Raw genomic sequence first — 26878 nt, forward strand, 5'->3', positions numbered from 1 at the left:
ACCCAGGGTAAATAAACTGATAACCAATACGAGGATCGCTGCCTATGCCTTTGCGCACATTTTCGATATCGGCACCAAACAGCTCGGCTAAGTTAGCCATTTCATTCATAAAGCTGATTTTGGTGGCCAACATGCAGTTAGCCGCATATTTTGTAAGCTCGGCACTGCGCACATCCATCACGATTATTTTGTCGTGGTTGCGGTTAAACGGGCTGTAGAGTTCTCTTAGCTTCTTCTCAGCATGATCGCTTTGCGTACCTAAAATAATGCGGTCAGGTCGCATACAGTCGTTAACGGCTGCGCCTTCTTTTAGAAATTCAGGGTTGGATACAACATCAAAGGTTAGCTCTTTATTGAGTGACTTCAGTGTGCCTGAAACAGTTGCAATCACTTTATCTGCGGTACCTACCGGCACTGTTGATTTATTGATAATGATTTTATGATTTTGCATGTGAGTTGCGATTGTTTTAGCAACGGCCTGCACGTACTTTAGGTCGGCTGAACCGTCTTCATCTGGTGGCGTACCCACAGCAATAAATATGACTTCACCATGACTAACACCGCGCTCAGCATCTGTCGTAAATTTAACTCGACCTTGCTCAAAATTTGAATTGACTAAAGGAGTTAAACCGGGTTCGTAGATAGGAATAATGCCTTTTTCCAAGTTATCGACTTTATTTTGGTCTACATCGACACAAACGACGTCGTGGCCTACTTCGGCTAGAACTGCGGCTTGTACAAGGCCGACATAGCCGATGCCGAAGACTGTTACTTTCATTAAACTTCCTTTTTACATCGAGGTATATGTTATGTTTTGATCGGTACAGTATATTTACAGCAAATAATTATGCAACGTTAATATCACCTCAAAAGGTCAAACTAAGCATAAAACAAATTTGCTCACCAACCCTCAATTATCTGAACCATAAAATACAGAGCTACGCTCTTGGTAAATTGATTATTTCGGCTGTTGTGGATTTTAGGTTAATTTGAGATTGTCTCGCCGCCCAAACCAAGTCACAAATTCCGTCGGTGGGATTAAAGCCCGTCGGCGCATTTAACAGTATTTCTCTAATGCTTTCTTGGTCAAAGTTGTGGCACATTTTGTCTAATTTATTGAGCACCGGCTCTAGGGCTTCCCAACTCAACATAGCTTCATTGGCTGTCATAATGCGTTCATGGAAGGTATCTTGAACATTGTCACCTATTAATAACTCTTCAAATAATTTTTCACCCGGTCGGAGGCCTGTGCATTCTATGGCAATATCGCCATTTGGGTTATCTTCGTCTTTAATTTCCAGGCCTGAAAGTCGAACTAGCTTTTCAGCTAAATCTTTAATTTTAACCGAGTCTCCCATATCCAGCACAAATACGTCACCGCCCTTACCCATCGCCCCCGCTTGTATTACTAGTTGTGCGGCCTCAGGTATGGTCATAAAGTAACGGGTGATGTCTTCATGGGTTAAAGTTATTGGGCCGCCTTCTTGAATTTGACGTCTAAACAAAGGAACGACTGAGCCTGATGAGCCTAAAACGTTGCCAAACCGCACCATACAAAAACGGGTTTTTTTGTTAAAAGAAGCTTGAGATAAAGCCTGAAGCACTAATTCAGCCATGCGTTTAGAAGCGCCCATCACGTTGGTTGGCCGCACAGCTTTATCGGTGGAGATAAGTACAAAGGTTTCAACACCTGAATTTATGGCTGCTCTAGCCGCGTAATAAGTACCAAATACGTTGTTTCTTATTCCCTCAACAACGTTATGTTCAACCAATGGCACATGCTTATAGGCCGCTGCATGATAAATAGTATTAATATTAAACGCCATCATGATATTTTCTACGCGGTTAATTCGTTGCACCGATCCCATTAGGGGATAAAGTTTTATTTTTAAACCATTTTTATGTATATATTCGCTGAGCTCTTTTTCTATTTCATATAGCGCAAATTCTGACAACTCGAATAACACTAATGTAGTAGGTTTAAATTTAATAATTTGGCGGCACAGCTCGGAACCGATAGAGCCACCTGCCCCGCTGACCATGACGTTTTTACCTGTAATATTTTGAGCCATTAGTTGGGGTAATGGTGTTACTGGCTCTCGGCCCAATAGATCGTCAATTTCAACCTCTATTAATTCAGATGCATTAAAGTTACCTTCAATGACATCTTTAATCCCAGGGATGCTTTGTACTCTAACTTGGTACTTTTCTAATGAGTTAATGATACGATTTCGGTCTGAGCGACTCGCGCTAGGCAATGCGAGAAGTACTTTAATTGCTTTTCCAGCGTCGATTAAACCTTTTAGCTCGCCTAATGAAATAACTGGAATACCTTGAATAACAGATCCGTATTTACTTGTATCGTCGTCAATAAATGCCGACACGTAATATTCCTGCCCGATTGCTATTCCTGTTGCTAGTTGGCGCCCAGCTGACCCTGCACCATAAATAACCACAGGTTGTTTGTTAGAGCCGGTGAATTGGGTCACTAATGCACGCACGAGAAGACGGGCCCCGCCCACAGTAAGTAGTATCAGGGCACAGTAAATTAAGGGCATTGTTCTTGGAACAGTAATTGAAGAAAAGAATGCTATTAGGACCAAGGCTGCGGTTGAAAGCATTGTTCCTGCAACAACTGCCCACACAGCTTGTGAGCTCATATAACGGAGGACTGCCCTGTAGAGGCCTAACTTTACAAATATTAGAATAGTTAAAGGCAGGAGTCCGGACAATATCAACCAATAATTAGCTTTAGAAAACGCAGTAAGGTTATCTAAACGTATTACTAAAGCAGCCCAAAAAGATAGTGTAATAAAAGACGAATCCACGAACAGCGTTATTATTCGTTTAGTTTTTCTTGATGAATTTAGTATTTTTTTTATTGTTTTAAAAAACAAAGCATTTCCTTATATTGTCAAACAACAAGTCCGTAATACTACGACACAATCTATCAGCTACTATATGCCTAATTGATTAAGTTACAAGTGCAGCTATGTATTATGTATATACTCTCTATTTATTAGGTTTTACTGCATCGCCCGAGCCAGAACCGGTAACTGTTTTAAAAATAAAACAGAGGTAATGTTTCAACGTCAAATTAGAAATCATTTCGTGATCGACTTTAGCAAGCAACTTGGGTATCGACATGTCTATATTATTTATTTGTGCCAATCCTGTGATGCCTGGTAAAACGTCGTAAATGCCTAGCCTATCTCTTTCTAATATTAGATCATGCTGGTTATATAAGTTCGGTCTAGGACCAACAAAGCTCATTTCACCCTTCAGGACATTGATTAATTGAGGTAATTCATCGATTTTTGTCTTGCGTAAAAAACAACCAAACCTCGTAATGCTGCTGGAACTAGTCAGATGGCTAGCTACTGATTCGGTGTTTTTGCTCATAGTTCTAAACTTAATAAGTTTAAAAGGCTTTTGGAACCGACCAACCCGTTCTTGAATAAATATAGGTGAACCTGTATCCAATAGTCCAATAATACTGACTATTAATAAAATAGGAGTAGTTAAAATCAACCCAATAAGGGCAATAAGCATCTCTAATATTTTCCTCACGTTTGCCTAACCTCTATTAATAAATGAATTTGCAGTCTCGGTTATCCCAAATTCATAAGAGTATGGCGGAGTCCACGAAAAGTCTACCTTCGTCTGTTCAATATCGAGTTGCAGTGATCCAGTCAAACGTGAAATAACGTCTTCCTTCCGGATGATGCTACCGCAAACCTTTAAAAAAACAGCAGGTATTGGAATGTTTAAAGTGCGCCTGTTGAGGCCACTTGCTATACATGAGACCAACTCACTTGTTGATAGGTCATGACCATCCGAAACTAAGTAAACTTTATTCAAAATTTTGGGAACCTTTATAGCCTTGGCAATTAAATCTACTAAATTTCCTATATAAACCATACTCCTTTTATTGGAATCTAAAGCACCAAAAGGCAACGGAAAACCTTTAGAAACTAATTTAATCAGAGCGCCAAAATTAGCTTTAACACCAGGCCCGTATACCAAGGGGGGCCTAATTATTACAACCTCCATTCCGGATTTCTGACCTATGTCTAATAAAATGTCTTCAGCTTCAGATTTTGATTTCCCATAGTCATCTAGTGGATTACACAAATCACTCGAAGTAAACGGCGTACCAAAGGTCTCATCTCCATTGACTTTAATAGAACTGATAAAGATAAACCTAGCGACACCTGCTTTTGCAGCTTGCAAGGCCAAGTTCTCAGTAGGCAGTGTATTTATGGACCTAAAAGCCTCGAGTGGGTCGCTTGACCTATCCCGCATAACATGGACTCTTGCAGCGCAATGAATTACCACGTTTTTATTTAAGAGTGCTGCAGAGTAATCACTACTTGCATCAAGCTCGGCTACAAAGGTATTCGCGCCATGCGGTTTTTTCGAAGAACGAGACAATAGATCAACTTTATGATCATCTTCTATTCGCTTTAGCAAAGCTCCGCCTACAAAACCCGTAGCACCAGTTATTAAAACATTCATTGGTTAACCTTCATAGTGTGATCTTGCAACCTTGAGTATTAGGTTTGAATAATTTTGGTTTTATTGTTTTACGCAAAATTTTGTATATCCGCTTCAACTGTTGCATTAAAAATAATTGAGCAACCGCAAGAGTCAAAAAATTTTAGCTGCCTAAAATAAAGAATTTCGTATTGACTTGTAACCTTGCTCCAAGTGTAAGGTCTCTATGCGATTTAACTTGCATCTTTTGCGTTGCAGCTATCTGGGGGAATTTCAGAACAGCAGCAACTCCTGAACTGCTGTAATAAAGTTCTCAGCGTAGTGTGGTGTAAACCTATTATAAACACAATCAAATGCATAGATATTTTTACCAAAATGCATAATTTCTACCAAAGATGAATTTCTGTGGGAACCCCAGCATTATCTGCCCCTACAATTAGCAGATAAAGTAATATAGCTTAGCTTTGTTCCATTATAAAAAGATTTTTTCGGAGTAATTCTTAGTTGGTCAATAAACTTCATAATTCATTGCCTCAATATCGTTAATGACAATACTGACGTGGTCAACATTTTTGGGACACCCCAGTTAAGCAGCTTTTTCTAATGTAGCCATTTCCTGCTCATATTCGTTTGGACTTTTATACCCAAGATATGAATGCAGTCTGCGGCTGTTATAAAACATCGAGATATAGTTCAAGATGTTCTGTTGCGCTTCATTTCGTGTTTGGTAATTTTGCCATTGCACGCGCTCTTCTTTTAGACTTCCGAAGAAACTTTCTGCCACCGCGTTATCCCAGCAGTCGCCTTTTCTGCTCATGCTGCCTTTTATGCCATGCGCCAATAGTAAATTTCTATACTGATGACTCGCATATTGTGAGCCTCGGTCTGTATGCATAATCAAACCAGTTTTGGGTTTACGCTGCCAAATAGCCATGCGCAGTGCATCCACAACTAACTGAGCTTCCGTGCGTGAACTCATGCTCCAACCCACTATTTTTCGTGAATATAAATCAATCACAACAGCCAGGTACAACCAACCTTCACGCGTCCAGATATACGTAATGTCGGCGACGTAGACCTGGTTCGGCGCGTCAACATCAAACTGTCGCTTAACGAGGTTGTCAAACAACGGCTTGTTGTGGTTGCTATCGGTGGTGACTTTATACTTCTTGCGGTATTTCACCCACACACCGGCTTCATTCATCAGCCTACGCGCTTTTTGGCGGCTAATGGCAAGCCTAAGCAATTCATCGCACCTTTCATTCTGCGGCTGCCATAAAGGTTCTCAACACCCATTGCTATTTTCTTAACCCAATCAAGCATCTCGCTATGAAGTGGGTAAATATCATCGTCTTTCTTCTTCCTTGCCCAGTGGTAATAACTGCTGCGCTTTACCGCTAACAATTGACACATTCGGTCAATTGGATAGGTCTTCTTCTTTCGGGCAATAAAATCGTATTTTATTTGATTTCTTTGGCAAAGAAGACCGTTGCTTCCTTTAAAATGTTCTTATCCATTTCAAGCTGGCGAACCTTTGCCTTTAACTGTCGGATCTCTTCTTGCTCGGGCGTTAACTTGCCATTTCCGCGAAACACCTGACCATTATTATCTTGTTCGTTTTCCTTTAGCCAGCGAGTTATCAGATTTGGATTTATCTCCAGACTTCGCGCTGCTTCAGCTCTCGTATATTGTTGCTCAACCACCAAGCTAATGGCGTCTAACTTAAATTCTTTTGAATATTTCTTTCTAATAGTCACTGAGCCACCATAACGACTAATATTATCACGATGTGGCAGTACTTGCTGCTTAGGACGACGTTGAGGTTCTAGAATTACTCGGTTTCTCATATTTCATGTCGAAATAAGGAATAGCAGATGCATTGCTTGAGCAGAGTTCGTACTTTAAATAACTATATAGGAGATCGAAAAAATGATGATTTTCACTAAAATAGAAATTCTACACCCAAGTTAGCAAAGCTCCTTAAACGAAGCGCGAATAACAAGATTCCAATAAGATATTTTTATCTATCGGCCACCCTACAACATGGCGAGTACACAAATCGATGACTATCGCTAAATACAAAAAACCTTCATAGGTACGAACGAAGGTAGTATATTCACTATTAATCCAAAAGTTTTTTATAAATAGAAATATTTTGTTCAAACACACTAGCATTAGAAAATTTAGATTCGACCAAATGTCTTCCATTAAGGCCATAAGATGTTATCAATTCAACTTTGGAATATAGTATTTTCAATACATCAACTATTTCAGTTACATTATTTGGCTTTACTAAAAAACCATTTGAATTCTCAATGCATATGTCTTTACAACCACCTAAAGGGGTGGTCAAAATAGGGCGACCAATAGCACATGCTTCAATCAAAATTCTAGGCACTCCTTCACCATATGACGTAGGCAAAGCAACCAAATCTGACTGTGCTATCAACAAAGCTATATCGTCTCGTTGGCCCAACCACGTAATATCATTTGCCAGGCTCATTTTTTCAATCTCTTCCACTGAAAAAGAAAGAGGTGAATCTGGGTCAAAAATTCCAGCAACATTCAATTTGATATTGAAGTTTAGACTTTTTAAATGCTTAACTGCATCAACTAAAACCAAAAGTCCCTTATCTTTCAATAATCGACTAGCAAAAAGTATTTCCAGACCCTCGATTTTATTGAGTGGAGGGCTATATGAGTAAGTTTCCAGATTAACTCCAGCTCCAAAAACTCTCACAAGCCTGCTAGGGTCTATTAAGTTATTCACATTAAAAAACAGCAGATCTTCTTCATTCTCAAATAAAGCATAAGACTGTAGATTCTTAGAGAATAGCTTTATCAACCCAAATATTAACTTCCTTGCTATTCTATACTTCAAAATATTAGAGACTTTAAGAGTCCCCAAACCAGCATAAGTGGTAACTAATCGAAGCTTATACAAGCGACATATAAACGAACAGTACAAATTAGGCTTTATCGTTACAGAATGAACAACTTGAGGAGATACTAATTTTATCACCTTTAATAATGATAACATTGTGCGTACCTCGCTAAATACTCCCAGCGAAGTTCTATGCATTGAAAAAATATGAATTACAATTCTTAATTCGGATAATTCTTTTCTTATTTTAGGCTCACAAGACGGAATTGCAACGTGCACGTCAAATCCATTTCGCATAGCATCAACAGCTCTTTCTTTCCAATGTAAATTAAAATACCAATCGGCATTAAGTACAAATAATACTTTTTTAATCATAACTTCCCAAATAACTAAAAACACTAGTGAATTAGCAGACATATAAATAAAACACTAAGTTTTGATTAAAAATAATGAAGATATTAAATTAAACTACTTTCTCTATATCAGTGTTTGAGGTTTTTAAATATAAACATCAAGCGCTGTATTTGAGACTCTGCTGTATAATTTAATCTAATTGTTTTACTAGCATTAATAGAACACTCTTGCCTGACTGAATCATCAGACAACAAAATTGCAAGTGATTCATACCACTCAGCCTCGTTACTGGCGACATAACCACTGCCCAGCAAGCTTATAATATCTCTATTGACACCAACGTCAGATCCAACAACCGGCTTTCCTAACGCCATACACTGGATCAACTTATATCCACACTTTCCCATCTCCCAAGACTCATTGGGCAATGGCATAATTCCTATGTCAATTTTATTAAGCGAGTTCACTTCTTGGTCTTTAGTCCATTTATTGACTTGTACATTTGTGGATTTAAAAAATTCCTTTGCATTATCATTTGCACCGATCAATAGTAAGGTGAAACTAAAATTTTCCGAAAGTCTATCTATAATTTCGGAAACTCCAGTAAGATACTTCTGAGTATAAGGAGTACCTATCCAGCCAATAACAGGTCGTTGACTATCATCCCCGGTGGGGACCTCTTCTTTTAAAAATGAATATGACGCCTCAACAATCGTCGTTGGTATCAAAGTGATATTTCTATTACTTCGTTGTAACCTTTTTTCTAAATACTTATTACCGACAACTACATGTGTCGAATATTTTGCTACATTATCAATTTTTTTACTCAAAAAAAATCTGAAAAGTTTTGAACTACTCATGTCATAAGAGTGAAAGGTAGCATCATCATAATCTACGACAACACTTACACCTGAATAACACAGTATTCTTTCGAAGATCGCAGGTAACCCAGGAAAAATCTCTTTCTCTAACCATACAAAATCAAAACTTTTGATGTCAAATAATACTAAACACCGCTTAATGTAAGCTTTTATTAAATAAAGCTTTGAAATCTTTTCTCCGCTATATATCGATTTTAAATACGAATTACACAATAAAGGTCTGATGACCATCTCAATACCATTATTTTTAAGCAACGACTCATATTGTAAAAAACGCACTCTGGAACTAGCGCCTAAATCATCGTACTTCGTCAAAACCAAAACTCGTTTCACTTTTCAAACCTCTGTATATTTAAATACAAACAATTGTAAAAATCCTGTCCAAAGATTCAAGCACCACAAAAACATCATTAACAATTTTTTATCGACTACGAACTACTCAAAATTTCTGTATTGTCCGTAATTATACCCAAACTTCTTATTCTTTAAATTCATCGAGATATTTTTTATTTGTAAAAATGGTACCTCACTTCGCTTTCTAAGTTAAAAAATATTAACATATTTAGGGGAAGAGCAATCGTTAAACCTAGTCAAAACATTAATTTTTTTCAAATCTTAAACCACTCTCTTTTTATAAAAATAATACAGACAACACATAACAAATAAAGGTGAAATACCACGAACGAAAAAATATGAATTCTTAACATTTAAAACAAGAATCAAAGTGAAAAGTATTAAAAGAGTACCATTGTTTTTACCAGCACGAATTAATATCATCGAGTACAAAATAATACTGTAAATAATTCCGACCAAGCCAAACCTAAACATATCTTTTATAAAACCGGAGTCGGAAGCGTAAGTTTCTGTACCAATACCAAACAAAAATGATAACTGACCTTCTGGTAAAAAAAACATACTTAATAGGTTATCCCCGCTGTTTTTTGCATATGTATATTCAATCAGTGATGATATGTAAGGATTACTGAGGTAGCCAATTGAAACTAAGAAAACATATACAAATAAAATGAGGACGCTTCCAACTAATGGCGCGCTAGTAAAGAAAACCATGGCCTTAAGAGCTAAACTAGATTTATTATCAAATAATATTTTTAAAGTCCAGTAGCCAGAAATCAATAAAGATAATAGTCCAGATGTTCGGCTTGAAAAAAAACAAGACAACATAATTAATAGATAAAAAAACAGCCATGACTTGCCTTTAAAAACAGGTCTGTTTTTAATAATTAATACCATACAAAAAACAGAGAAAAGCCCTGCTATATCATAGCCTGCTAGTAGACCTGAACTACGGTAAGATACAATCTTAGAATTGTCAGAAAGCCCCATAAGAAATTGATTAATCGAGGGGAATACAACAGCTAATAATATAAGAAAAGCGTTAATTGCACCGGTAAGAATTATATATTTAAGTAGTTTTTCTTTGTTTTTGGCATTTGAGAAAAGCAATGCAACTAAAATACAAGCTATGCCCGTACGAATCAATCTCAGTACATTAGGCACATCAATGTTATATAAAAAAATTTGCAAACTAATTTGATATATACAAAGACAAAAGATTCCAAAGACAAAATTTATTGTTAGGCGATCTATATGAAAATGTTTAACACTTACAACAAGTAAAATCGCAGGAATTATAACGGAAAGGTCAATAAGTAGTATTTTCCATCCTAAAATTAGAAAAAATACACATATGAAATTAAAAAATGATAAAGCTTTAGGGCTTTTCATGAAAAATTTCCTTTAACTGATGCTCCCAAGTAAATTTTTCAAGTGCTAAAGAACTTATCTTACTTTTACAAAAGTTATTTTCTTGATACCAAGTCAAAATTGCTGCTAAGTCTAGCAAGCTATCATTAGAATCAACAGTATATACATGTTTCAATGAATCAATGCTTCTATCAATATGAGACTTAACTACTGGTAATCCATAGGCTAAGTATTCTTTAGACTTAAGTGAATTATTCTCATATACCCCAACTCTATGCCTAGCTAAAGAATCTATACCTATTTGCATCCGATTCAAAATGCTACCAAGCTCTATGCCCGCCAAAGCACCATGAAAAGTAATGTCCTTGGACGCTGACTCTTGTAGTTTGTCTAATTCAGGACCGTAGCCAATTACATGGATATTAATACCTTGCTTAATTTCCAAAGGAGTATTATCGTAACTCTGAAACAACCGATCTAAACCATGCCATTTAGCGAAATAAGCGACCATTACCAAGTTTATAACATGACTATCAGAATACTCTTGTTTAAAGAAAACGTTTGACTTACTTACTGCATTAGATATTTTTAATGTCTTAACCCCCCAAATATATTCATCATTTGAAAACGTTATAATTTTATCAATGTATTTACCCAACCTTCTCCTAAAAATCTTATCTATGTAGATTTGGGTTTTTTTATAAGCTGATGAATATTTAAACTCTTTATCATAAGGGTAAGTGGGGATTTCCAGATAGACCTTGACCTTCAATCGCTTTATTTTTTTCAAAAAACTAACGAACATTGGAGATGCAAAATGTGTGTATCTAATATAAATACAATCAATTTTTTTTGTTCTAATGTAATTATAAAGGTAAGAAAAAGAATAGTTATAAACTATTTTCCCAATAACATTATCATAAAATTTTTCTATTACTTCGCTACCAACAATACGTTCAAAAGATCGACCAGACTTCTTAATACAACATAATTCAACATTATGGCCATAACTCTTTATCGCATCCACTTGTGCGTAAATTTTTTTAGAAACACCATTAGAGACAAGCAATTCATGATTAATAAAATACAACATATTCATTAGATTACAACTTATTACAAAATTCGATGGAAACAATCCAGTTTAATCTTTTTAGACTGCACTGGTAATAATAAAAAATAAGAGATGACAAACGCCACAAACAACATAAAAATAAAAATCACTAAATATAGAAAAGAGTTTTATAAGTTTCAAAAAGACTATTATTGTCTAAACTTAACGAGTATCTGTTGGGAAAATAATTAATGAAAGCTACCTTGCTTTTTAAGAGTAAAATAATGATCAAAGTCTCGTTGGCTAAAAACCATCGCAGGATGGCCGCCAGCAATTGATAATGCTGGTATATCAGAGACTACAACACTGCCAGCCTGAATAACAGCACCCTCTCCGATTTTCACCCCACCTAATATAATTACTCTACTACCCAACCAAACATTATCTTCAATCACAATATCCTTGTAGATATAGGTCTTATCATATGGCAGAGCATGTCCATGTATATTATGGTTTTGAGTAATCATCATACACGAAGGTCCGGAGTGAAAATTATCACCAATAGTTACCTTACCTCCTCCACCAATATCAATACCATTAAAATGGCAGTTTTGACCTAAATATGTATTATTATTAAAATTAGATTCTCCGTTAATAGTAGGTAATCCTTTATATTCAACAATCTGTCTTATAGCCTTTTGGGTGTAATAAAATCTGCAAAGACGACGCTTTATGTAATAAAAGGTTTTAAATATAGAGACCATCGTTATTTCCTTAACCCCCAGGGCATATTATATAATTTTGCACTTACAATCCAAGTGCATATAAACTGGCAAAAGTTAGCTACCAAAAAAGCCAATGCAGCTCCCAAAATCCCATAAGACGGGATAAGCAGAAAAAGCAGAGCAACATTAATAACACCAGAAGAAACTGTTACATAAGATAAATATTTAGTTTTCTTAACGTAAAATATATAATTGGTAACCATAAAATACATCCCCAAAAAAACCTGACCTACTATAATAAAAGGTAAGATATTTGCTGCTTGATGGAATTGTTCTCCTACAATTAATTTAAACAGAGGAGGAGCAATATAAAAAGATAATAATGATAATAAGATTAAAAATAAAAAATATGCATACGTCTTTTGGATAATCTTTATCTTCATATCTTCATCACCTTCTTTCAACTGTCCAAATAGCCAAGGAGAGAAAGCTCGATTGATACTGCTGAAAATGATATTTAATGCAGAACCTAAGCTAAAAGCAACCATATAAATACCAGTCATTTCCAAGCCAAGCTCTTTATTTATTATTAACCTGTCAACTGATAATAACAAAAAACCCCCCAATACATGGGGGACTAATGGCACACCAAATGATAAAGCATCATTGATATCTTTACGGTTGTATTCAAATAAAACACGATTATCATTCCTCAAAGAATAATAAGAGCAAAAACCAATGATTACACTTGTTATAACAATACCGTAAATACGACCTTCAGGACCTAAATTGAAATAGATGACAAATAACAAACTCGATGACAAAACTATAAGTGCATTAACAACTTGGAAAAATCCATATACTTTAGCCTGACCTCTAACTTGCCACTGCCCCAACCTAATATTCAATATAAAAAAACAAAAAACACTTAAAACTCCTAAGTAAATCCAAGCAGGTGGAATCCCTAGATAATCAGCTAAATATGTGTCAATAAAAGTTAAAAATATCAACATAAATGATGAACTGCCCAACAAAATAAAAAAACAATTACCATTGAACCTTGCTAAATCAAAACTAGTGATATTATCAACAAAAAATTGACGATTTGCTGCGCCGTGCACACTTAGACCTATTATTCCAGCTAAAGCAACTACAAATATATGAAACATTGCTATTTGACCATATTGCTCAGGAGAAAGATAACGTGTTAATACAGGGAGCAATAAGAACGGAATACCGGCGCTTAATATCGAACTCAAAGTATAAATCATCGAATTTTTAAACAATATGGTTACTTCCTTTTAAACTTAATTGGCCGCACAGATAAACATCGTATTGAGTTATATAATTAACAACTGAATTCCCAATTGTCTATAATACTCATATATTTCTGCAGCGTTTATTTTTGCATTTTCTTGTAACAAAAGTTTTTCTACACATATTGACTTCAAATTAACATTGCTAAATCTTAGGTGGCATGAGTACAAAACCGTTGAATAATAGGACAAAACAATTTCAGGCATTACATTAGTTTCATCAAAATAAATTTCAGCAGGTTTACCCAGGTCTTTAATCTGATAACCTAATGTTGATATTCTGTCTAATTTAGACTGACTTTCATCCCGATGAGGCACATAAAAAATTGTGTAATCTGTATATAGTTCAATCACTCCTGATAACACTTTTAACTCATCCGCTAAGTGCATACTCTTACTTTCATAAAATTTAGAACCAAAAAAGTAAATAGTTCCTTTAGTAATGTTTATATTTTTCCTAGATGGAAGATCAAAATAATTAACTTGTTCTTTTAACAAAGTTGATTCGAATTTAAAGAAAGAGTACAGGTTAGGCGGAGATAATTTTTTTATAAAAGTCTTAAAAATAATGTACTTTACAGAATGAGGATAAGGTGAAGTTCGATTCTTAATATAATAATTTTGAGCCGTTATTGTAAACGAACCATCGTCAAGTAATATACTTTCGTTAGGATAAAGCGCACTTCTAAGGAGTGCCATGTCAACATTCCTGTATTCACCGAAAAAATATTTATTAATATAACCTCTGTATTTCAAGAAAAAGTAAATTGTTCTTTTTACTGTCTCAGCTATGTCAGTGATTTTACCTTTTCTTTGCTTTTGAATATAAACCTCATCCCATTCATTACCTATAAGTTGAAGAAGTTGCTTATCATTATTCACTCTGTCGCCATGACTTATATTAACTATTAATATGGCTTTATGTTCATTAAATTTTTTATAAGCTGAATTAGCTGATAACATTTGAAGAGGGGACTCAACATAAAATACATTGTACATATATGCTCTTTAAATAATTTCCATTAACGCTTTCATCACGTCAATCACCTTTTTGTGTTTTAAAAAGCCATATAAGTTGCTAATAAAATTTAAACTCACCGATAATTATAAAACTGAATTTCAACGGGAATTACTGATGAGTTTTTCTAACATTTATTTATACTTTCAACTTCCTCACGGCTACCTGCATCTTATTTACTTTATCTTCTCTAAATACTCTAAAGCAGCCCAAAATCCTTCACCACCATTTTTATGCCCCTGCCATACTTCTGGAATGAATTGCACATTAATATTCTCTTTATCTAGCAATCTCATCAAAGAAGGAAAATCAACATCTCCCTTACCTATTTCAATACCTTCACCATCTACACCTTTAGCATCGACGATATGTAGATGAACATTATATGGTGCTACTTTTTGAACAAACTCAAGTAAATCCCAGCCATAATAATTACATGACATCATTGAGTGAGAGATATCTAAACAAATTTTAATTTTTGGATTGTTTTTACAGAAAGTAACAATCTCGTCCGCACATACAAAAAGATTGTGGTAACTTTGCCCACCAAAGTGCCACGGGAACGGAGGCATAGTTTGAATTGCAATCGTTACATCTTCTAAATCAAGATCGCTTAACGCGTTTGAAATTGCTTGATATTTGCCATCTTTAAATTTTTCATCAATGAAGCCATTATTGTTCCAACCACCAGCATTAACAACGATGACAGGGTCTTTCGTTTTAGGGAAGTATTGATTCAATTCTCGTGTGATATTCACAACCTCTTGCAACATCACTTTGGATTGCGCGAGGTATTGCGGCTCATCAGCACATAAGTCTAAGATGTGATCATTGGCAAAAAGTTCAGGACTATGGACAGCAAAGCCAATATTTTCGTCTCCGGAAAAATAATCCTTCAAGTCAATTTTCATATCATTATATGAAAGGTGGAACTCAACAAAATCTAGATTTGTCCCATCAAGTATTTGTCTATAATCATGGTATCTAACTGGTACACCAAATGGGCGGTTGAAATGATAATTTCTTTTCTTAATTTGCCCTAAGATATCACTCATATAGTAAAACCCACCACTGACAATCTCTCTATCAACTTTTTTGCCAATTAAATCGTTTAAACGATTAGGTTGCAATCCTTGACCAGGGCTTTTGATTTCAACCATATCCCGAGTGATAATTTCACCTGGCATAACATCTCTTACTGCAACTAAACTCTTGGCTAAATTCTCACGATTCATTAGTTCACCCTGAGTAATTTCTCGCGGCTTTTCACTACTACCTAATCCTTCTTCCACTTGTCGGATTTGCTTAACCATTTCATTTAATTCATTTGGAAGCAAGCTCACTTTGTGGTCAGTACCTTCTAATTTTGTATCCGTAGTTAAATGTTTTTCAATGACTGTTGCACCTAGTGCTATAGCAGCAATAGGGACGCAAATACCTCGCTCATGGCCAGAGTAGCCCACAAGGGCCCCCGTTATTTCCTTTAAGCGTGTTATATATTTTAAATTTACATCTTTGAATGGTGTCGGATACGTTGAATTACAATGAAGCAGTACATAATTTGCACCTGATCCACCTAGAAATTCTACCGTCTCTTTGATTTCACTTTCACTTGACATCCCCGTTGAACAGAAAAATGGTTTACCCGTGTTGACAATCGCCTCTAAAAGTTCAAAGTTTGTAAAATCAGCTGACGCCACTTTATAAGCTTCCATACCATAGTTTTCTAGCGTTTTTAACGACTCAATATCCCAAGGGGTACATAGAGGTAAAACACCCTTAGATTTTGCATAGTTAAAAACTTCAATTAACTCATCATTTGAAAGCTGGAATTTAGATAATAAATCTAATGTATACTGCGCACCTAAATCAGCAGCAACATCGTTTTTACCTGAATCTTTATAGAGGTTCTTCATGTTGCGCATTTGAAATTTAACACAGTCAACATCCGCAGCCACAGCATGGTCAACCAACTTTTTGGCTAAATTAATATCACCTTGGTGATTATTGCCTATTTCAGCAATAATGAAACTCGGTGAGCTTTCAGATATTTCTCTATTTTTAACAAAGAAACCACTTTTTTTCTGGAACGCTAACTGAATCAGATGATCACTCTCATCAACCAATGGAATACAGTCTATTCCTTCAAGGAAAACTTTGTCTACAACAGCTTGATTAGCCCCTACAGAAAGTTTTTTAACATTTGGGTTCATTATTGTTTTAGCTAATACATTTAAATCTAGCTCTTTAGTCGCTGTCAACCAGCGGCGGACATCGCCATCTGAAATACTACCCTGTAACTTACCATGCTCTGAAACAACAAAAATCACACGCGCTTTATTTTCATTAATTTTCTTCAAAACATCTATGAGATTTGATTCAGAAAAGCAGATGTATTGTTGGATATTTTTAGTTACTAACATATTTTTTACTCTATATTATTTTTATTTTTTAAAATTGCTTCACATACCTTAAAGTCTACTAAACTGTCTATTTCATAGCTTTCGTCTTCAGGTGTTTCGAACATTCCAACCTTACCAACAAGCCTATTGTTAGCTTCAATTAGTAACTCAGTTTTGGTGATATAAAAAGAGCCAGTTTCTAAATATTCTTGATCTTCTTGCTTGATATCTTGGCGGCGAGGTCGATGCATATAATTATAAGATGCAGATGGGTTTCCCGGGTTCTTCCATGTAAAACGATGAGAGGGCACAACCGTCAACAAACTATCATAGTTATTTTTTTTGAAATATAAAATAGCATTATCAAATTGATTTTCAGAGCGAATAGGTGAAGTTACTTGCACAAGGATAAACAGCTCTGGCAATTCATTTCTTTCTTCTAAATAACCACAACAATGCAACATTGCAGATTCCGTTGTCGCTTTATCACCTGAAATTGATTCTGGTCTCAAAAATGGAACCTCAGCACCATATTCTTTAGATATACGAGCAATTAAAGGGCAATCCGTAGAAACAATCACTCGGTCAATTAAATCTGAAGCTAAAGCTTGCTCAATACTCCAAGCTATTAATGGTTTACCCGCTAAAATTTTAACATTTTTTCTCGGCACACCTTTGGATCCACCTCTTGCGGGAAGGAATGCGATTACTGACATTGGTAATTCCTTAATTTAATTATACTAAAAATATAGGTGGCGTCACTGCTAAAAAACAATCTAGCTTAATCTTTTCATTAGTTAATAATACCAAATGAACCTGCATATTTACAAAAAACGATGACTAAATAGAACAAAAATAGCCGCGAAATTTATCTTAAACATAATGAACCACTGATAAGTAATTCAATCCATTTGCCAAAGAAATAGAATATTCCGAGCCTAATGTTCTAAGCCTATCGACATTCATTAACTTCCTTGGAACACCATCAGGTTTAGTTGCGTCAAATTTAATTTCACTTGCAAATTCAACTATCTTTGCAACCGTTTGAACCAATTCACGTCTAGTACAATCTTCACCTGTACCAAAATTAAGATGACTCAAAATAGATTTAGTATTTTCATCATAAATATATCTATTTATATTCGCTACTAATCTTTCCTCAAACTTGAAAAGTCTCTAACCAATACAATAATTGCACCAAGCAGCCCACCTAAAAATAAACCTAGCACACAAATTAACGCTCTTTTAGGCTTTGCTTTCAACTCGGGAACAACTGCAGGGTCGAGTGTCTTAAATAAATATTCTGGGCTTGCGTTAGCCAACATAATAGTTTCTGTTTGTGATTGTATAAGCTCAAAAAATCCCATTTGTAACTCTGCCAACTTTGTTTGTTTTATCTGATTAAGCAAATAGTCAATTGAACGCTGTGCTTGTTGTACTTCTTGATTACGGATCGTGTTATTGATGTCTTGAACTAACCAGTCCACCCATTGCTTAGCAACGTAAGGCGAATAATGTTCAATTGCAATAGTTATAAAGCTTGACTCTTTATCTTGTGAAACAGATAACAGCTTGCTAAATTCTTTGTGCGCCTCTTGAACTGATGGTTCTGACTTTCTTGGTGCTTTAGCTTCTCTGATCCAAACTTGACCATCTACATCGTAAATTTCGGTGTCTATCAAAACTTCATTATTGTTTGAATCCCAACCATTACTGGCCATCAAATCAACCATAATGGGATATTTACCAACAAAATCGGCAAAAAAAGTACGTGACTTTAATACCTCAATGCCCATAGTGGTTTTATCAAAACCCCCACCACCCAGTGATACACCCGCCAATGAAGCAAGCCCACCAAATTTATTTGCTAAGCCATTCATACCACCACCGTCACTACTTACCGGTGATAGTAAGGCTTCCGCTCTGTATATATTTGGCATAGAAAGAGCAATTGCAACCGCAATAACACTGGCCACAAAAGTGGTTAATATTATCGTGATTTTTCCAGCCCACAACGCAGAGAATAATTCTTTCAGGTCAATTTCATCATCGTTCACAGACTTATCTCTTAATTCAGAAGTCTGATTGTAAATATTATCTGACATATAATTCTCTACGAAATAAATCAATTGAAAACAAGACTTGTGTCAAAAAGTTCACCAATGTACCCCTAATTATTAGTTAAAATGTGGATCAAAGCGAACCAATCGCAGCCAACGCCACAGCAGTCTGATAAACAATCTGCGTAACCCCCTGCCATAAACCAATATTATCGTAATTAGTCACATCCCTCGGCACAACAATAGTATCGCCTGGTGCTAAACTCACTTTGTTTGCAGTACTAAACCAAAAATTCGATTCAGGGATGAAAACAGAACCATTCGCCCTCACTACATATACTTTTGAAGCATCACCGTATTCTCTTACACCACCCGCTTTAGATATATAATCTGCAATGGTCAGAGTAGGATCATACCAATGCGTTGCCTTAACAAAAACCTCTCCAATAACCGATATTGCAGGGCTGATGTTTGGAATAACTAAGTTGTCACCATCTTTCAACTCAATATCATGCAATCCTTTGCCATTTAACAATTCATCTAAATCAATAACCAGTCTGCCTATGGGTTGAGTATCTTCCAGATCATTTAACACCTTAGTCGCATTGTCATAATCAATCGTCTTTGTAAACTGGCTACTCGATAAGTTATTGTTTGCTAACTGCACCCGCAAATTATCGATGGCTTGCGTTATACTTTCTTGTTCCCTTTCCTGAAGTTCTACTCGGGTAAAAACGGCTGCATTAATGGTTGCTTTTCTGGTTAAGCCACCAGCGCGTTTTAACAGGTTTGTTAGCGTTTCGCCACTGGATATTTGGTAAGAACCAGGAAATACTACTTCTCCAGAAAGTGTAACCACATTGTCTTCATACCAATCAGGAATTCGAACAATGTTTAACACGTCTTTAGACTTAAACTTTATTTGTTCACTCTCATCCAAAGCTAGTTGAGCAATCAGGTTAAATTGTTTGTGTGCCGTTACGGCAGCGCTATCTTCATAGCTTGTTGATGTAATTTCAGCTCGCTCAAGGTGCGCAGACTCGGTAAGCCCGCCAGCGGCGCGCAGTATGTTTGCCAATGAGCTATTGGCTGCAATTGGGTAAACACCGGGAAACTTAACTTGCCCTACAACTTCAATCAGTTGGACTGAGCGCTCTTCAGAAGCTTCACTTTTTAACCTAGCAATTATGGGCGCTAATAATTGCTTGCGAGAATCGTTAACTGTATCCGCATCCGCAAATTGCTTTGTAGTAAATGACTCAAGTTCATTTTTTTGTACAAATTTAGCTTCGTCAGATTTTGCGTCATCTGACGCGGCTTTTAAGTCACCCGCAGTGATTTTTTTCTCTAGTTCGTTTGCTGAATCTAATGACACTCTGTTGAACAACAGAATGTGGTCAAGGGCCTTCAAATCGGCATCAAAGTTACCATTGATGACAGCAGAGGGCGAAAATTGGATAATGGACGTGTGTTCATCAAACTTTGCACGACGAACAATCAATCCATAATTTAAATCTGTATTATTTAAGATAGCAGCTCTATCAACAACTGCGCTTAACTTCTGCTTTTGAGTTAAAGAAACAAGTTGAGGACTATTTATTGCACCTAATACTCGTATAGCATTGGTAAATTCCAAATTAGCCGTTGGAACCGACACAAAATCACCATTGGTTAATGCAGCGCTGCGCTGATTCTTATCATTCGAATTTAGGCTCAGTATTGTTAAGCCCTTCACAATGTCATTTCGAACTAATTGGATTGACTTTTTATTCGCGTTTGGCATTAACCCACCGGCCAAGGTTAAAAGGTCATCAAACGACTCATTGCTGGTTAATTCATATATAGCAGGCCTTCTAACCTCACCTTCGATAGAAACAATTTTAGCGACGGTAGGAACAAAAATCACATCACCTTGCTGCAATCTAATATCGTTTTCAGTATTGCCATAAACAATGAGGTCATATAAATCAAATGTAGTGACGGTTTTACCGTTCCTTTTAATTTCAATGTTGCGAAGTGAGCCAATATTGCTAACACCACCACTGTTAAATAAGGCGGTTGTCACTGTGGATAACGAATTTAACGTTAGCGTTCCTGGGCGATAAACCTCACCCACCAAAAATACCTGGATGGTTTTTAGCTGGCCCATGGTGATAAAAGCTTCAACACCAATTTTTTGCTGCTCATATTTTTGTAGAATTAATCGCTTGGCTTCACTATAAGAAGCGCCAGCAATAGACAGCGGTCCTAATTCTGGAATAGCAACATTTCCCTCGTTGTTAACAATGAGTTCGTAATTACCTGTTTCTTTGCCATAAAGCTGCAGTTTGAGAGAGTCACCAGGGCCAATGATGTAATCATTGGGCACAGGCACATTAGTTTGCGGTTCAGCTGAAACTCGCTCCGAATTAAATAACTCATAGCCAAAAGGTTTTAGCTCACTACTTTTAGATTCAACAACGCTCTGTTTCGACAGCTCTTCAGCCACTTCGGTCTCATCGACTTGTCTTTCAACAGTGTCGACCGGTGCTGAATTAACCGCTGTTTCTGTTGTATTTGCGCCCTTTAAAATCGATAGGTCAAAGCCCATCTGTCGTGCAAGTTGTTCTTGTTGGGCTCGCGGTAGTTTTTTAAACTGCTCAATTTGTTGTTGAGACGGTGCAGATGATTGCGAAAATGAGGCTACTGAAAAACACATTATTGATAATATAAAAGTCGCTTTTAAAGCGTTAAAAATCTGGTTTGGATTAAATCGCTGGCACAATTTCACTAAAACATTCTTCATTAAACTTTTTCTTCCCAATGCCTGCGACTTTGCAGTGTTTCCCGTAAGGATGAGATCCTACTGAAATATGCGCTAAATGTCACATCTAATCGTCAACTATCGTCGTAGTTTTAGATAATTACGCTGTCAGCCTCAATTTTTGACAAACTTGCAACTCCAATCATTAATACTGCATACTGCGCTCGGACTTACAGAAAAATAAAAACAAACTGTTTTCAAGGAACACTAATGTCGATAGAAAAAAATAATGACCGAAGTTTTGTTGGTCATCCAATAGGCCTGCTGACACTAGCAGGCACAGAAATGTGGGAACGCATGAGCTATTATGGCATGCGTGCGCTTCTCGTTCTTTTCATGGTACTTGCTATTGAAGAGGGTGGGCTGGGCTTGTCCGTCGCTACAGCGTCAGCAATATATGGTTTATACACGGGGGCCGTTTACTTCTTTGGTTTGCCTGGTGGCTGGATTGCGGATCGCTTAATTGGTGGTCAAAAAGCCGTGTTTTATGGTGGTTTTGTGATCATGATTGGTCACATTATATTAGCCATTCCCTCCGATACGACCTTTTTCCTCGGCTTAATATTTGTGGTGCTGGGCACGGGTCTATTAAAACCTAATATTGGCGCGATGGTAGGCCAACTATATGGTTCAAAAGACCCCCGTCGTGACAGTGCATACACCATTTATTATATGGGTATTAATATTGGTTCATTAATCGGCTATGGCGTTTGCGGTTACTTGCAAGTAAACATGGGTTATCACTGGGCTTTTGGTGCCGCTGCTGTGGGTATGGGCATTGGACTAATTCAATATAAACTGACTCTGCATAACATCAAAGGTGTATCCGACAAGCCGGTTGTGCCATTAACGCCTGCAGGTCAACAAAGAGCATATATCATTATCATCGGTGTTTTAATTGCGTTAGCAACACTCACTGTTTTAGTTTATACAGGCATGGTTGGTTTCGACCCGATTATCGTTGCTAAGCAAGTTGCGATTGCAATCACCTCTATCTTTTTACTCTACTTCGGCTATATCTTCTTTGGTGGCAACTTAAATGGTGACGAACAGCGCCGCATGGGCGCATTGTTCTTAATTTGTATAGCATCAACCTGTTTCTGGGCTGGTTTTGAACAAGCGGGTTCTTCACTTAACTTGTTCGGCCAAGACTATACTCAGCGGATGATTGGCACGTTTGAAATTCCGCCAGCGTGGTTTCAATCTGCTAACTCTATTTTCATCATCATTTTATCGCCTTTCTTTGCGTATATGTGGATGGCATTAGGTAAACGCATGATCGAGCCAAGCTATAGTGTTAAGTGTGCTATTGGCCTGATTATTATGGCATCTGGCTTTATTGTTATGTTCTTCGCAGCGCAGCTAGCGGCAAGTGGTTTAAAAGTAGCACCATATTGGTTGGTTGCTACCTACTTCTTGCACACTGTGGGTGAGCTGTTTTTAAGTCCAGTTGCATTGAGTGCGGTAAGTAAGCTGTCACCAAAACGCTTCTCAGGTCAGATGATGGGCGTGTTTGTATTAACCTATTCCATGGGCAGTATTATTGCTGGTATTTTTGCCGGTAAATTCGACCCCGAGCAAATTGATCAAATGCCTGGGCTTTACCTGCAAATAACCTACTTCAGTGTCGCAATTGGTATTGTATTACTGTTGTTATCAATGAAAACGGGTAAATGGGAAAAGTTGGCTGAGAAAGACCCTGCCTAATTAAATGCTGATACAAAAAAGGCGATTATTAAGGACTAATAATCGCCTTTTTTATAAATATCATATTATTTTAAAAGTGGCTTCCACCACGTTTCGTTATTTAAATACCAATGAATGGTTTTCTCAATGCCTGACTCAAAGGTTTCAGTAGGTTCATAGCCTAATTCATCATTTGATTTCGACGGGTCTATCGCATAACGTCTGTCGTGCCCAGCCCTGTCAGTCACAAACTCAATTAAGTTTGCTGCCGTGCCGTTAATGGCATTTTTTGCAAATGGGAAACGAGAATGCAACGTTGCGTCTTCACTAAATACTTTGTTTAGTAAGTTGCATAGCAGGTTAACGATATTAATATTTGCCCACTCATTATTACCACCAATATTATAATTCTCACCTAACCTTCCAGACTGAAGCACTAAATCAATTCCTTTAGCATGGTCGGCTACATACAACCAATCTCTTATTTGCATGCCGTCGCCATAAACTGGCAAAGGCTTGTCCTGCAGAATATTCGTTAAAAGTAACGGAATCAACTTTTCAGGAAAGTGGAACGTACCGTAATTATTTGAACAATTACTGGTTGTCACGTTTAGACCGTAAGTATAGTGATAAGCTCTAACCAAATGATCACTTGCCGCCTTGCTTGCAGAGTAAGGGGAGTTAGGCGCATAAGGTGTGTCTTCATTAAACGCAGGATCATCTGCTTCTAACGACCCATACACCTCATCGGTACTGACATGATGGAAGCGATGGTCGGCTTTGATACCGTTATCCAACCATACCTTTTTAGCGGCCTTAAGCAGTGAGTATGTGCCAATGATATTAGTTTCTATGAACTCATCGGGCCCGGTAATGGACCGATCTACATGCGACTCAGCCGCAAAATGCACAATAGTGCAAATGTCGTGCTTTTGTAATAGTTTTTCAACAAGATCTTGGTCGCAAATATTGCCGTGAACAAACTCATAGTTTTCGGAATCTTTAACTAAGTTTAAACTCTCAATATTGCCCGCATAAGTTAATGCATCTAATACAACAACAAGATCACTAGGGTACTTTTCTTTCCAATAATGCACAAAGTTGGACCCAATAAAACCGGCACCACCGGTGACAAGAAGCTTTTTCAATTTAGTTAATCCTGTATTTTCATTTCTTTAATTTTTATTAATACCGACTCTAATGCGTCTTCCCAATAGGGTAGATCAACTAACGGCAATGCCGCCTTAAAAGAATCTTTAGATAAAACACTGTAATGCGGCCTTTTCGCTGGCGTTGGGTAATCGGCAGTATTAATAGGTTTAATAGGGATGACTTTTGACAATAAGCCATGCTGCAAACCTAATCGCTGAATACTTTTGGCAAAGTCAAACCAACTAGCAACTCCTTCATCAGTAACATGATGAATGCCTTCAAGCTTATTATGGGCCGAGGCTATGCAAGCACGCGCCAAGGTATCAACCGACGTTGGACAACCAATTTGGTCACTGATAATGGTTAATTGTTCTTTTTCATCCATAAATCGCAGCATTGAAGCAACAAAGTTGCCGCCAAACTCAGAGTAAACCCAACTTGTTCTTAAAACACAGCTACCACTCGCGTTAGAGTCTTGAATAGCCTGTTCACCTAACATCTTGGTCTTGCCATACACATTTATGGGATCATAGTTATCGCCAGGAAGGTAAGGTGAACCTTTGTCTCCTTTAAACACATAATCAGTGGAAACATGAACAAAATGGATGCCGTTTTGTTTGCAGTAGTCACTGAGTCTTTCTACCGCGTTGTAATTTACTGCTGTTGCTTTATTTTCTTCACTTTCTGCTAAATCAACAGCGGTATAAGCTGACGCATTGATAATTGCGCTCGGCTTAATGTTGTCTAATGTTTGTATCAAGCTATCTGCTGTAATATTAATATCATCGCGGCCTAGGCAAACAGCGCTTTGTGCACCCACTAACTCAAGACATTTCTTCGCTAATTGGCCGTTCTTACCAATAATGACTAGCATTATTTAAGATCCAACATAGGAGCATCAGCAAAAGATAAGCCGTTCAGATCCTTTGGTGATAACAATGTTTCAACGCCCTCAACATAAGGCCATTGAATATTCAGTTGACTGTCATTATGTTTAATTGAAACCTCTGATTCTGGGTAATAATACTCAGTACACTTATACGTAAAATCAGCAAATTCGGAAATCACATAAAAACCATGTGCAAAGCCCGCTGGAACCCAAAGCTGTTTTTTATTTTCGCCAGTTAGTTCAACGCCAACACAGTGACCATAAGTTTTTGAGTCTTTTCGAACATCAACTGCAACATCAAAAACTGAGCCTTCAGTTACTCTTACCAGTTTTCCTTGAGTTTGCTCAAGTTGGTAGTGTAACCCTCTTAAAATGCCTTGCTTAGATCGACTCTGATTGTCTTGAACGAACGTGACGTCGGCACAATTTTCTCTAAACCAATCATCGCGGAATGTTTCCATAAAAAAACCGCGAGAATCACCAAATACCGTAGGCTCTATAATTTTTACATCTGGAATGGTCGTATTTACAATTTTCATTCTTTAAATAATCTTCTCATCTGCTATTTTGACTAAGTATTTACCGTAACCACTTTTTATCAGCGGTTGCGCAAGAGCAATTAACTGTTGTTTAGTTATAAAACCTTTACGGAACGCTATTTCTTCTGGGCAGCAAATTTTCAAACCTTGCCTTTTTTCGATAGCGGCTATGAAATTTGCCGCATCTAACAGGCTATCAATAGTGCCAGTATCTAGCCACGCCGACCCTCTTCCCATTAACTGCACGCTTAATTCACCCGATTCTAAATATAGATTATTTAAGTCAGTAATCTCTAATTCACCACGATGGCTTGGCTTTATCTTTTTAGCCAGTTCAACCACTTTATTGTCATAAAAGTAGAGACCCGTAACGGCATAGTTTGATTTTGCTTTTTTTGGCTTCTCTTCAATCGAAAGTGCCTTCCAATTATCATCAAAATCTACCACGCCATACCTTTCAGGATCGTTTACATGGTAGCCAAAAACAGTCGCTCCAACTTCCTGCTTTGAAGACTCAACTAGAGATTTCTGCAGGTCATGGCCATAAAATATATTGTCACCCAAAACTAAGGTCACACTATCCCTACCGATAAATTCCTCACCTAGAATAAAAGCTTGGGCTAAACCATCAGGAGAAGGCTGAACCACATATTCTAAGGTAATTCCCCACTTTGAACCGTCGCCTAATAAATCTTTGAATCGTTGGGATTCTTCTAGCGTGGTAATAATAAGAATTTCCGATATTCCAGCAATCAACAAAGTCGACAGCGGATAGTAGATCATTGGCTTGTCGTAGATTGGCATCAATTGCTTACTTACAACTTGAGTTAACGGATGCAGTCTAGAACCTGAGCCGCCCGCAAGAATAATTCCTTTTCTAGCCATTTGTATTCTCG

Annotated in this window: 20 protein-coding genes and 1 pseudogene; 1 reads left to right on the forward strand and 20 read right to left on the reverse strand. The window is 37.0% G+C overall.

The genetic code is table 11. The features are described 5' to 3' along the window. The 16 genes and pseudogenes from CXF81_RS06355 to CXF81_RS06440 all read right to left on the reverse strand — a co-directional run. Window positions 1-778: UDP-glucose/GDP-mannose dehydrogenase family protein (locus tag CXF81_RS06355; RefSeq protein WP_157825511.1), on the reverse strand; the 778-nt coding region annotated here is incomplete at its 3' end. A 160-nt stretch (window positions 779-938) separates the two neighbouring features. Next, on the reverse strand, window positions 939-2660 hold the full coding sequence (locus CXF81_RS06360) for a nucleoside-diphosphate sugar epimerase/dehydratase (protein ID WP_232771805.1): 1722 nt from the start codon (window positions 2658-2660) through the stop codon (window positions 939-941). Between the two features lie 352 nt (window positions 2661-3012). Continuing rightward, window positions 3013-3552 (reverse strand): sugar transferase, encoded by a 540-nt coding sequence (locus CXF81_RS06365; protein WP_369828657.1) that lies wholly within the window; start codon window positions 3550-3552, stop codon window positions 3013-3015. Between the two features lie 24 nt (window positions 3553-3576). Continuing rightward, complete coding sequence (locus tag CXF81_RS06370; protein ID WP_101180530.1) at window positions 3577-4518, reverse strand: SDR family oxidoreductase; 942 nt, start codon at window positions 4516-4518, stop codon at window positions 3577-3579. 565 nt (window positions 4519-5083) lie between these two features. Beyond that, window positions 5084-6254, reverse strand: a pseudogene (locus CXF81_RS06375) (IS3 family transposase). Between the two features lie 365 nt (window positions 6255-6619). Continuing rightward, window positions 6620-7798 (reverse strand): glycosyltransferase family 4 protein, encoded by a 1179-nt coding sequence (locus CXF81_RS06385; protein WP_101180532.1) that lies wholly within the window; start codon window positions 7796-7798, stop codon window positions 6620-6622. A gap of 65 nt (window positions 7799-7863) precedes the next feature. Next, window positions 7864-8949: a glycosyltransferase family 4 protein gene (locus CXF81_RS06390; RefSeq protein ID WP_101180533.1), complete on the reverse strand. Its 1086-nt coding sequence runs from the start codon at window positions 8947-8949 to the stop codon at window positions 7864-7866. 282 nt (window positions 8950-9231) lie between these two features. Then, window positions 9232-10362, reverse strand: a complete 1131-nt coding sequence (locus tag CXF81_RS06395; protein WP_101180534.1) for a hypothetical protein — start codon at window positions 10360-10362, stop codon at window positions 9232-9234. Further along, the gene (locus tag CXF81_RS06400; RefSeq protein WP_101180535.1) at window positions 10349-11440 is read right to left on the reverse strand and encodes a hypothetical protein; all 1092 of its coding nucleotides are present in this window, start codon (window positions 11438-11440) and stop codon (window positions 10349-10351) included. Before CXF81_RS06400 ends, CXF81_RS06395 begins: the two co-directional genes overlap by 14 nt. A gap of 200 nt (window positions 11441-11640) precedes the next feature. Then, entirely contained in the window at window positions 11641-12156 is a 516-nt protein-coding gene (locus tag CXF81_RS06405; RefSeq protein WP_101180536.1) for an acyltransferase, read from the reverse strand. 2 nt (window positions 12157-12158) lie between these two features. Then, entirely contained in the window at window positions 12159-13403 is a 1245-nt protein-coding gene (locus CXF81_RS06410) for a lipopolysaccharide biosynthesis protein (protein ID WP_157825512.1), read from the reverse strand. Between the two features lie 54 nt (window positions 13404-13457). Beyond that, window positions 13458-14432 carry a polysialyltransferase family glycosyltransferase gene (locus CXF81_RS06415; RefSeq protein ID WP_101180538.1) on the reverse strand — a complete coding sequence of 325 codons (975 nt, stop codon included), beginning with the start codon at window positions 14430-14432 and terminating at the stop codon, window positions 13458-13460. 195 nt (window positions 14433-14627) lie between these two features. Beyond that, the gene (locus CXF81_RS06420) at window positions 14628-16874 is read right to left on the reverse strand and encodes an N-acetylneuraminate synthase family protein (protein ID WP_101180539.1); all 2247 of its coding nucleotides are present in this window, start codon (window positions 16872-16874) and stop codon (window positions 14628-14630) included. A gap of 5 nt (window positions 16875-16879) precedes the next feature. After that, complete coding sequence (locus CXF81_RS06425) at window positions 16880-17569, reverse strand: cytidylyltransferase domain-containing protein (protein WP_101180540.1); 690 nt, start codon at window positions 17567-17569, stop codon at window positions 16880-16882. A gap of 432 nt (window positions 17570-18001) precedes the next feature. Next, the gene (locus CXF81_RS06435; RefSeq protein WP_101180542.1) at window positions 18002-18958 is read right to left on the reverse strand and encodes a Wzz/FepE/Etk N-terminal domain-containing protein; all 957 of its coding nucleotides are present in this window, start codon (window positions 18956-18958) and stop codon (window positions 18002-18004) included. 88 nt (window positions 18959-19046) lie between these two features. Next, window positions 19047-21698, reverse strand: a complete 2652-nt coding sequence (locus CXF81_RS06440) for an SLBB domain-containing protein (RefSeq protein ID WP_101180543.1) — start codon at window positions 21696-21698, stop codon at window positions 19047-19049. 228 nt (window positions 21699-21926) lie between these two features. Between CXF81_RS06440 and CXF81_RS06445 the strand changes: the two genes are divergently transcribed. Continuing rightward, on the forward strand, window positions 21927-23423 hold the full coding sequence (locus CXF81_RS06445) for a peptide MFS transporter (RefSeq protein ID WP_101180544.1): 1497 nt from the start codon (window positions 21927-21929) through the stop codon (window positions 23421-23423). 65 nt (window positions 23424-23488) lie between these two features. Here the strand turns inward: CXF81_RS06445 and rfbB are convergent, their stop codons facing one another. Genes rfbB through rfbA form a run of 4 tightly spaced genes read right to left on the reverse strand, consistent with a single transcriptional unit; the run spans window position 23489 to window position 26867 of the window. Beyond that, a complete protein-coding gene (gene rfbB, locus CXF81_RS06450; RefSeq protein WP_101180545.1) occupies window positions 23489-24550 on the reverse strand; it encodes a dTDP-glucose 4,6-dehydratase in 1062 nt (353 codons plus the stop codon). Between the two features lie 5 nt (window positions 24551-24555). After that, window positions 24556-25428 (reverse strand): dTDP-4-dehydrorhamnose reductase, encoded by an 873-nt coding sequence (gene rfbD, locus CXF81_RS06455; protein WP_101180546.1) that lies wholly within the window; start codon window positions 25426-25428, stop codon window positions 24556-24558. Then, complete coding sequence (gene rfbC, locus CXF81_RS06460) at window positions 25428-25982, reverse strand: dTDP-4-dehydrorhamnose 3,5-epimerase (protein WP_101180547.1); 555 nt, start codon at window positions 25980-25982, stop codon at window positions 25428-25430. The genes rfbD and rfbC overlap by 1 nt, the downstream gene beginning before the upstream one ends. Before the next feature lie 3 nt (window positions 25983-25985). Next, window positions 25986-26867 carry a glucose-1-phosphate thymidylyltransferase RfbA gene (gene rfbA / locus CXF81_RS06465; protein WP_101180548.1) on the reverse strand — a complete coding sequence of 294 codons (882 nt, stop codon included), beginning with the start codon at window positions 26865-26867 and terminating at the stop codon, window positions 25986-25988. Window positions 26868-26878 lie beyond the last annotated feature (11 nt).

Origin of the sequence: Glaciecola sp. 33A (genome assembly GCF_002836745.1) — a bacterium.
Classification (GTDB): domain Bacteria; phylum Pseudomonadota; class Gammaproteobacteria; order Enterobacterales; family Alteromonadaceae; genus Glaciecola.